This window comes from Streptomyces turgidiscabies Car8, assembly GCF_000331005.1.
Classification (GTDB): Bacteria; Actinomycetota; Actinomycetes; order Streptomycetales; family Streptomycetaceae; genus Streptomyces; species Streptomyces turgidiscabies.
This window is the reverse complement of sequence record NZ_AEJB01000593.1, coordinates 1-8,311: the sequence shown is the minus strand read 5'-3', so window position 1 is coordinate 8,311 and position 8,311 is coordinate 1. Positions and strand designations below refer to the sequence as shown.

Genomic DNA, 8,311 nt, shown 5'->3' with positions numbered 1-8,311 from the left:
CACCCGGAAGGGCCCGGCGTCACGCCGCCAGCCCTCCTCGGCACCCCGGACGCTGCGACCACCCTTCTGCCCGGGCACCGACAGCGAGGTCAGCGCGCCCGACTCGTCGGCGGTCAGGAGAAGTTGACCGAGGGGACCATCGAGGAAGGTCCAGTAGGTGGTCGCGGGAGCGGCCATGGATGTCGTCATGCTACGGGCTCCCGGTCGGCGGCGTACCTGCTGTTCTGGTCGGTCACGCGGTCCAGTCTGCGGTACGTGCAGAGGCGCCGCTGGCAGCTTTCCGACACGACGCTCCCTCCACCGGCACCGGCACCGGCACCGGCACCGGCACCGGCACCGGCACCGGCCAGCCCGCGCCCGGCTTGGCGCTCACGGACGAGCGCCCGCAGCGCGGCCGGAGGCCCGCATTTCGGCCAGGGGGCCGCCGCAGAGGCAGTGCCCGCCTCCCGGCCGGCGAGCCCGCCGCATCGCCAGTAGCCTGCCAGGCGGCCAGGGAGCCCACCGCATGGCCCGGAGCCCCCAGCGCGGCCGGACCCCCAGCGCGGCCGGGACCCGCCACATAGGCAGGGCCCGTCCCTCGGCCAGGGGCCCCGACGCATCGCCAGGAGCCCACCGCATGGCCCGGAACCCGCAGCGCGGCCAGGGTGCCGCAGCGCGGCCCGGAACCCGCAGCGCGGCCAGGGTGCCGCAGCGTGGCCGGGGTGCCGCAGCGTGGCCCGGAACCCGCAGCGCGGCCAGGGTGCCGCAGCGTGGCCAGGAACCCGCAGCGCGGCCAGGGTGCCGCAGCGTGGCCGGGGTGCCGCAGCGTGGCCCGGAACCCGCAGCGCGGCCAGGGTGCCGCAGCGTGGCCCGGAACCCGCACCGCGGCCAGGGTGCCGCAGCGTGGCCAGGAACCCGCAGCGCGGCCAGGGTGCCGCAGCGTGGCCAGGAACCCGCAGCGCGGCCAGGAGGCCGGGGCATGCCCCGGGTCCACCGCACGGGCGGGGGGCCGGGGCAGCGACCCGGATCCCCACCCCCCGCCGTACCGCTATCGCTGACGCCCCCGCTTCGCCTCCATCGCCGCCCTGCCCTCCGCTCCCTTCTTCTTCCAGTCCTTGCGGATCTCCGCCCGCAGCCGGGCGTCGGTCTTGGCGACGATGTACTGGTTCTCACGGAGCAGCTTGCGGTAGCTGTCGAGGCGTCGTTCGGGCAGCGTGCCCGAGTCGACCGCCTCCAGGACCGCGCACCCGGGCTCCGCCGTGTGGGCGCAGTCCAGGAAGCGGCATCCGGCGGCCAGTTCCTCGATCTCGGCGAAGACCTGCCCGACGCCGGTACCGGCGTCCCACAGGCCGACGCCGCGCAGCCCCGGTGTGTCGATGAGGACTCCCCCGCCGGGCAGGGCGAGCAGGTTGCGGGTGGTCGTGGTGTGACGGCCCTTGCCGTCGGCGTCACGGGTGGCCTGGACCTCCATGACGTCCACGCCGAGCAGCGCGTTCGCCAGCGTCGACTTGCCCGCACCGGACTGCCCGAGCAGCACGGCCGTACCGTCGGAGACGACAGCCGCGAGGACGTCGATGCCGTCGCCGTTGTTGGAGCTGACGGTGAGCACCGGTACCCCGGGCGCCGTGGCCTCCACGTCCTCGACGAGATACGAGAGGGTCGTCGCGTCCGGTACGAGGTCCGCCTTGGTGAGCACCACGACGGGCTGCGCACCCGATTCCCAGGCCAGCGCCAGGAACCGTTCGACGCGGCCGAGGTCGAGTTCCACGGCCAGTGACACGGCGACGATGGCGTGGTCGACGTTGGCCGCGAGGATCTGGCCTTCGGAACGCTTGGACGAGGTGGACCGTACGAACGCGCTCCGGCGGGGCAGGTACGTACGGACGTATCGGGGGTCGCCGGCCGGTTCGACCACGGCCCAGTCGCCCGTGCACACGACCCGCAGCGGATCGTGCGGGGTGACGAACGCGGTGTCGGCGCGCAGCACACCGTCCGCGGTGGCGACGTCGCACTGGCCGCGGTCGACACGGATCACCCGCCCCACAAGCAGCCCTTCGGCGGCGTAGGGGGCGAATTCGGCGGCCCAGTCCGCATCCCAGCCATAGGGCATGAGGGGATGCGAGGACGAACCCAGGAGAGAAGAAGACAAGGGGTGACCCTTCACAAGGGTGGCCCCGGCACCGCGCTCACAGGCGCGGGGGAAGAGAGGTCAGCCGGAGACCACGGGAGTGGACTTGATGAACTTCCGGATGCGGGCAGCGCCCATCTCAACGACAGCCATCGGTCACACCTCCCGAGCACAGATCACCGGCGGCAACCGCCGGTTGCCGCTCGAACACCACAGACCCTAGAGGAGTCCGGGGCCGCCGCGCCATCGATTAACGGCGCGGCCGTCGGCGGCTCGCGGACGCCGGAGGAGTTCTCACCGGACGCCGTCGGAGACTCCGCCGGAGCGGTTGTCAGTGCCTGCCGATAGCGTTCGCGGCATCGTCACAGCAAGACCGGGACGCACCGGCTCAAGCGTGCTGTTTTCCGGACGGTGTCAGGGGTGGGGACCGATGGGTTGGTTGTCGGCGGGCGACGGGTACGAAGTCGCCCTGGTGGAGGGCCGGGTGGCCGCACGGGCCATGTCCGGACGGGCGGCGGGGCGGCAGTTGAAGTCACTGCCGAAGGGGGTGCGGGAGCACCCGGAGACGGAGCGGCTGCGGCGGTTCGGCGAGTGGCTGGACCGGCACGCGGTGGCGTGCGTGGCGCAGGTGGACACCTGGATGGTGTCGTCGCTGCCGGTGCCCACCGGGCTGTTGGCCCGGCTGTGGCCGGACGAGGCATGGCAGTCGGCGCTGCGCGACCTCGCGGTCGTCGGGGACGACCCGGACGAGGTCGGCTTCCTGCGGGACGCGACGGACGCCGGTGAGCTGCGAGTGGTCGACCTGGACGGCGAGACGGTCCGGCTGTCGCCTCGTACGGTGACGCTGCCGCACCCGGTGCTGCTGCCCGACCTGGAGGATCTGCGGGAGTTCGCGGCCGAGCTGGGTGTGACGCAGCGGGTGGAGCAGATCCACCGGGCCACCTGGCTCAGGCCGGACGGTCTCGCGGAAACGGCCACCGAGATACGGGAGTTCGCGGGCGGGACGTACGACTCGCGGTTCGGGCTGGCCACGCGGGCCACCTCGCTGGGCTACCGGGTGTCCGGCGGCTACGCGACCTGCCGGGTACGGGACGGCGGGCGCGGCGTGGAGGCGTCGGTGTGGATCGGGGAACCGTACTGGGACGGGGACACCGAGACCGGCAGCCTGACCTGGAGTGACGAGGAGGGTCGCACGGTGCGGCCGTCCCAGGTCGGCCCGGTCGCCTGGTCCGAGGGGATGCGCATGGCGGCGGCGCTGTACGCCGGCCGCAGGATCGAGAAGGGCAACGCCGCATGAGCGACACGGGGACCGTCGGGCAGACGGAGGCCGCCGAGCTGCTGGCGGCCGGGGCGGTGCTGCCGCCGGGTACGGAGGGGGCCGGTGAGCGGGCGGTGCCGCTCACCGCGCGTACGTACCGGCATCCGGGTCTTGACGGCCGGGTGGTGGTGCGGCTGGTCGCGGCCGAGCTGGGCGCCGCGGAGGACCTCGCCGCCGGTTTCCTCGGCCTGGAGCCGGACGGCGAACCGGTCGACGTCGGTCTCGGCCTGCGGCAGTCGCTGGGCTTCCCGGAGTGGGTTCTGGTGCACCACCCGGCGGACGGCCACCACGCGCTGGGCGTCGTACCGGAGTTGGACCGGGTGGCACGACAGGCGAAGTCCAGGCCGAAGGCCGCGCTGGACGCCTACCAGGTGCTCGCCCATCAGCTGGCGGCCGCCGTGCCGCACTTCCTGCCGACGTTCTACGAGCAGGCCGGCCGGGTCTTCCTGGGGGTGGAGAACGCCACGTACGCGGCGCAGATGTTCACCCGGGCCCGCAGGTCCGAGGCCGAGCACGGTCTGCCGGTCGACGAGGAGCGGCTGGACGCGGTGTTCCTGGAGTTCGCGCTCGCCGGGGCACTGCCGGTGAAGGTGCTGTCGGGGTACGCGAAGGAGCTGGTCGCGCGGGTCCCCGCGCAGGAGGCGTTCCACCGGTTCCGCCGGCTGTGCGTGCGACGTACGGCGGGCGGGCTGGCTCCGTCCGCGCAGATGGCGGGCGATCTGCGCAAGCTGGCGAGGGCCGCGGGTCTGGATCCGGCGGTGGAGGAGGGCGCGTATCTGGCCGAACTGCTGGCGCTGTCCGCCACGTTGCGGGCGGCGGCGGGCTGGTGGAAGGCCCACGGTCCGGCGCTGGCAGCTCTGGCCCGGCAGGAACCGGAGGTGCGCAGGACACTGCTGGCACTGATGCCTTCGAGCGACGACAGGGAACTGCCGGGACTGTGGCTGGAGTTGCTGGAGGAGTCCGGCGCCACGGCGGGGCTGTGCGACGACTCGCTGCCGGAGGCCGAGCGCCCGGCGGACGGGTCCGCGGGCTGGCTCGGGCGGTTCCTGACGTTCCGTGACTCCGGGTGGCGACGGCGCGGCCGCCTGGCGGGGCTGTACCCGCTGGTGGAGCGGATGGCCGACCGGCTGCGCAGCGAACTCGCCGGGTCCGGTGGCACGTTGCCGGTCACGACCGATGACGTGGATCTGCTGGACCTGCTGCTTGCCCTGGAGGTGCCGGTCGCCGACCCCGAGGAGCACGCCCGGCTGAGCCTTGAGCAGTGGGCGGAGAACGAAGACGGGCGCGATCTGGTCGCGCTGGAGGCCGATGCCCGCTTCCGGCCCGCGTTCCGGCGCGGAGCCGACCGGTTCGGCAACGACAAGGACGGTCTGCGGGCCCTGCGGGTACTGGCCCGGTCCGCCGGCGGGCGGCCGATGCTGACGGAGTGGGTGCGCGAGGTCGCCGGACGGTTCACCGCCGTCGGTCTGCCGGAACTGCCGGACGCCCTGGGCCGGTTGACGTGGCTGCCGGGCGAGACCCTGGCCCTCGCCGAGGACGAGGTGCGCGCCGCGGTCGGCACCGACCTCGCCCCGGTCCTCGTCCGGACCCTGCGGGCCGGGCTTCTGGATGAGCTGAGCTGGCCCGCCTGGGAGGAGGCGGCCGCCTTGCTCGTACCCGCCAAGGACATCGACGACCTCGTCGTCGCCGACGCCTGGCCGCATCTGATCGCCTCCGGCTCCTCGCAGGTCCGGGTGCTCGGCGCCGACGGCAGCGTGCTCACCCACGATCTGCGGATTCCGGACAAGGACTGCTACGGCGATCCGGGCTGCCACTACGTGGACGGCGAACTGTTCGTCTACTGGCGGTCCCGCGAGGCGGACGGCGAACTGCGCGGCTACTGGCACCACTCCGCCGACCGCCGGCAGCCCGTGCAGGGCGCCGGCACCCGGGGCACCCAGGTCAACTATCTCGGCAACCTCGGCGCCGTCACCCTCCCGCTGGCCGGCGGGGGCCGGGCCACGGGCACCGGTGTGATGCACCGCGGCGACACCACCGTGCCCGAGGAACGGTCGGTGACCAGCGACGGCACCTCGTACTGGGTGTGGGACCGGGACGGTCAGGACCGCGACACCGCCGGTTGGTACGAGTACGACCCGGCCACCGGTGAGCGCGGCCGGCGGAGCCTGCCCGGCTTCCTCGCCGACGCCACCCGTACCGCCCCGGCGGGAAGCACCTTCGACTCCGGCTGGGTGCTGCCCGCTCCGGACGGCGGGCTGCTGGGCTGGCGCGTCGTGAAGCTGCCCGACGGCTCACTGCGCGGTGAGGACGCGGCCGGGAACACCGTCGTCGTGGCGGCCGACGCCGGACCGCCGAGGCGCGCTCTGCTCTTCCCCGGCGCCGACCGGCCGGTGGCCGTCGTCACGGGCTCCTACGACCTCAGCCTGATCGACCAGGACGGCGTCGTCACGGCCACGGCCAAGACGGACAACAAGCCCGGGACGTTCGCGGCCGGCACCCTGGTGCTGCCGCCGCTGCGCTTCTGGCACTTCCTCAGGCCTCGCGACCCGCAGGGCTCCGAGGCACTGCGCCGCGTCGACCCCGACACGGCGGCGGCGCTGCTCACCGACGCCGCCCGGGAGCGCGAGGAGACAGACCCGGACGAGCTGCCCGCGCTGATCCGCACGCTCATGCCGCAGGTCGGTCATGACGCGCTGGTGACGGGCATCGCCGCCGTGGTGCGGTTCGTGGCGACCCAGCAGGCCGCGCTGGACGCGGCGGCTGCCCGGCTCGCCCTGGAACTCGCGGACGGGCAGCGGGAGGAGGAGCCCGCCGGTCCGGCCGACCGGTTGCTCGGCGAAGCTCTGGGCGGCCTCGGCCTCGTCTCCTCCTGGTACGGCTCCGACGACACCGACCAGGTCTGGCGCCAAGTGCGGTTCATCGGTACGGCGTTGCGGGACACGCCCGAGCCGGCTCCGACGGTCCGTCTGCACCTCGACGGGACGGAGCTGCCGTTGGCGAGGCTGGACTGGAGGTCTCTTCCCGACCTTCCCGTCACAGCGGCCTACCGGGCCGCTGCCGCGACCACCGAGCCGGAGCACCGGGAGGCGTTGCGGGAACTCCTGCGCGAACTGGACTCCCAGGGTCTGGCGGTCGTCGAGCCGGACCGGTGGCGCCGTTTCGAACTGCGGCTCGACAGCCGCCTGTTCACCAAGGCCGACGGCACTGTGCGGTCCGGGTCCTGGCTGGGTCTGCTCCGGTTGAGCGGCGGCGCGTTCCTGGCCTTCGTCGACCTGGAGCGCCCGGAGAACGGCAGCTGCGAGTTCACGGCGCTCTTCCACGACCCGGCCGGGCTGTTCGAGGTCCCCGCGCCCTACACGGTGGCGTCCTCGTCCCCGGTGGGCGAGGCCCGGGAGGCAGGGTGGCTCGGGGCGTTCCTGACCGAGCTGGCCGGGCGCGGCGCGGCGCCCTGGTTCCCCGAGGCCGCCGAGGAGTTCGCCCGCCTGACCGGAGTCACCTCGACCACGGCCAAGCTGATCGTGGCAGGGCTGCCGCAGGTGGACACGTACGAGCGGAACTTCCTCAGCGCCGAGGTCCGTACGACGCTCGGGGTGAAGGTGGCCGACGCCGCCCGGGCCAAGGACGAGCTGAGCGGCCTGGACGCGGGCTTCCGGCGGGCCGTCGTCCGGGCCCTGCTGCCCGCCGACCCCGCACGGCTGTGGACGGAAGGCCCGGACGTGGCCGCCGCCGCGCAGGTCTGGAACGCCAGGCTGGGCCGACGGGCCGCGGTCCCCGAAGCACTCCTCGCGGAGGCCGTTCGCGCGGTGAAGACATCGTGGGGGCCGAGCAGGGCGCTGCCCGCGCTGCTCGACCCGGCCGCCGAACCGCAGTTGTGCCGCGATCTGGCCTGGCACGTCAGCGGGGACCGGGTCCACCCGGTCGACAAGGACACCGCCGGCTTCACCGCCGACACCTTGACGAGCACCGTGACCCTGGCCGCCTGGCTCGCCCACCGGCTCCCGGCGGGCGACCCGATCCGGGCCGCCCTCCCGGCCGCGCTGACCGCCGTACGGGACCGGTTGGCCGGCCCCGGGCTGATGCTCGACCTCGACGAGTACGTCAGCCTGTCCGAATTCCGCAAGGTGGCCGGCGCCCCCACCGAGACCGGCGAGGGCTACGAGCGCTACGGCGCCGTCATCATGGCCACGGCGGACGACCAGCCCGCGCCCGGAATCCGTACGGCGCTGCTGGACGAGGCCGGGACCGACCCGTTCCTGTCCGTCCTGCGCACCGGCGCCCAGCGGCCCTTCGCGGCCGAGGTGGCGCTGCGCACCGCCGGGGACCCGCGTTTCGCGGCCCTCCTGGCTGATCCCGGTGACCCGGAGGCGGGGGCGCGGGACAAGGACGGCACCTGGTGGCCGCAGGACCCCGCCCGGTCGGTGCCGGACCTGGTCGGCGAGGCGGCGAAGGAGTACGGCATCGGGGACGACGCCGCCGTGCTCCACCTGATGCTGCTGGCGATGCCCGACCCGACCGACCGCAACACCGCGCGCTGGACAGGGTGGCAGCAGTATCGAGGCGGTGCCGCCCGGCTCAAGGCCGCCCGCGCCGAGCTGGCGGCCTCCGGCCTGGTCGTCGAGGCCGCCCGTACCCGGGCCGGGCGTTCGCTCTTCCTGCCCGGCGGCTGGGTGGACCCCAAGTCCCCGCGCCTTCCGCTGGAGCAGTGGAAGCTGCCGCTGTACGACCTGGTCAGCGGCGACCACCCGGTGCTCGGGGTGATCGTTCCCGCCGAGCCCGTCGCCGACCTGTACCGCAGGGCCTGGCAGCGGGTCCGCGAAGGCGACGGGCCGCGTTTCCAGGAGCTCAAGGTCCGGCGCGGCCGGCGCCGCTGAGCCCGACCGGTGGGC

At 74.1% G+C, this 8,311-nt stretch carries 3 protein-coding genes and 1 pseudogene; 2 read left to right on the top strand and 2 right to left on the bottom strand.

Annotated elements, in window-relative coordinates; genetic code table 11:
• Positions 1 to 189: pseudogene (locus STRTUCAR8_RS50850) on the bottom strand (methylated-DNA--[protein]-cysteine S-methyltransferase); the annotation flags it as partial.
• Between the two features lie 838 nt (positions 190 to 1,027).
• Complete coding sequence (gene rsgA / locus STRTUCAR8_RS41635; protein ID WP_006382428.1) at positions 1,028 to 2,089, bottom strand: ribosome small subunit-dependent GTPase A; 1,062 nt, start codon at positions 2,087 to 2,089, stop codon at positions 1,028 to 1,030.
• A 448-nt stretch (positions 2,090 to 2,537) separates the two neighbouring features.
• Here rsgA and STRTUCAR8_RS41630 point away from each other — a divergent pair, with 448 nt between their 5' ends.
• Both STRTUCAR8_RS41630 and STRTUCAR8_RS41625 read left to right on the top strand, forming a co-directional pair.
• The gene (locus STRTUCAR8_RS41630) at positions 2,538 to 3,404 is read left to right on the top strand and encodes a DUF4132 domain-containing protein (protein WP_006382430.1); all 867 of its coding nucleotides are present in this window, start codon (positions 2,538 to 2,540) and stop codon (positions 3,402 to 3,404) included.
• A complete protein-coding gene (locus STRTUCAR8_RS41625; protein ID WP_006382429.1) occupies positions 3,401 to 8,296 on the top strand; it encodes a phospholipase D-like domain-containing protein in 4,896 nt (1,631 codons plus the stop codon). Before STRTUCAR8_RS41630 ends, STRTUCAR8_RS41625 begins: the two co-directional genes overlap by 4 nt.
• The last annotated feature ends 15 nt before the right edge of the window (positions 8,297 to 8,311 follow it).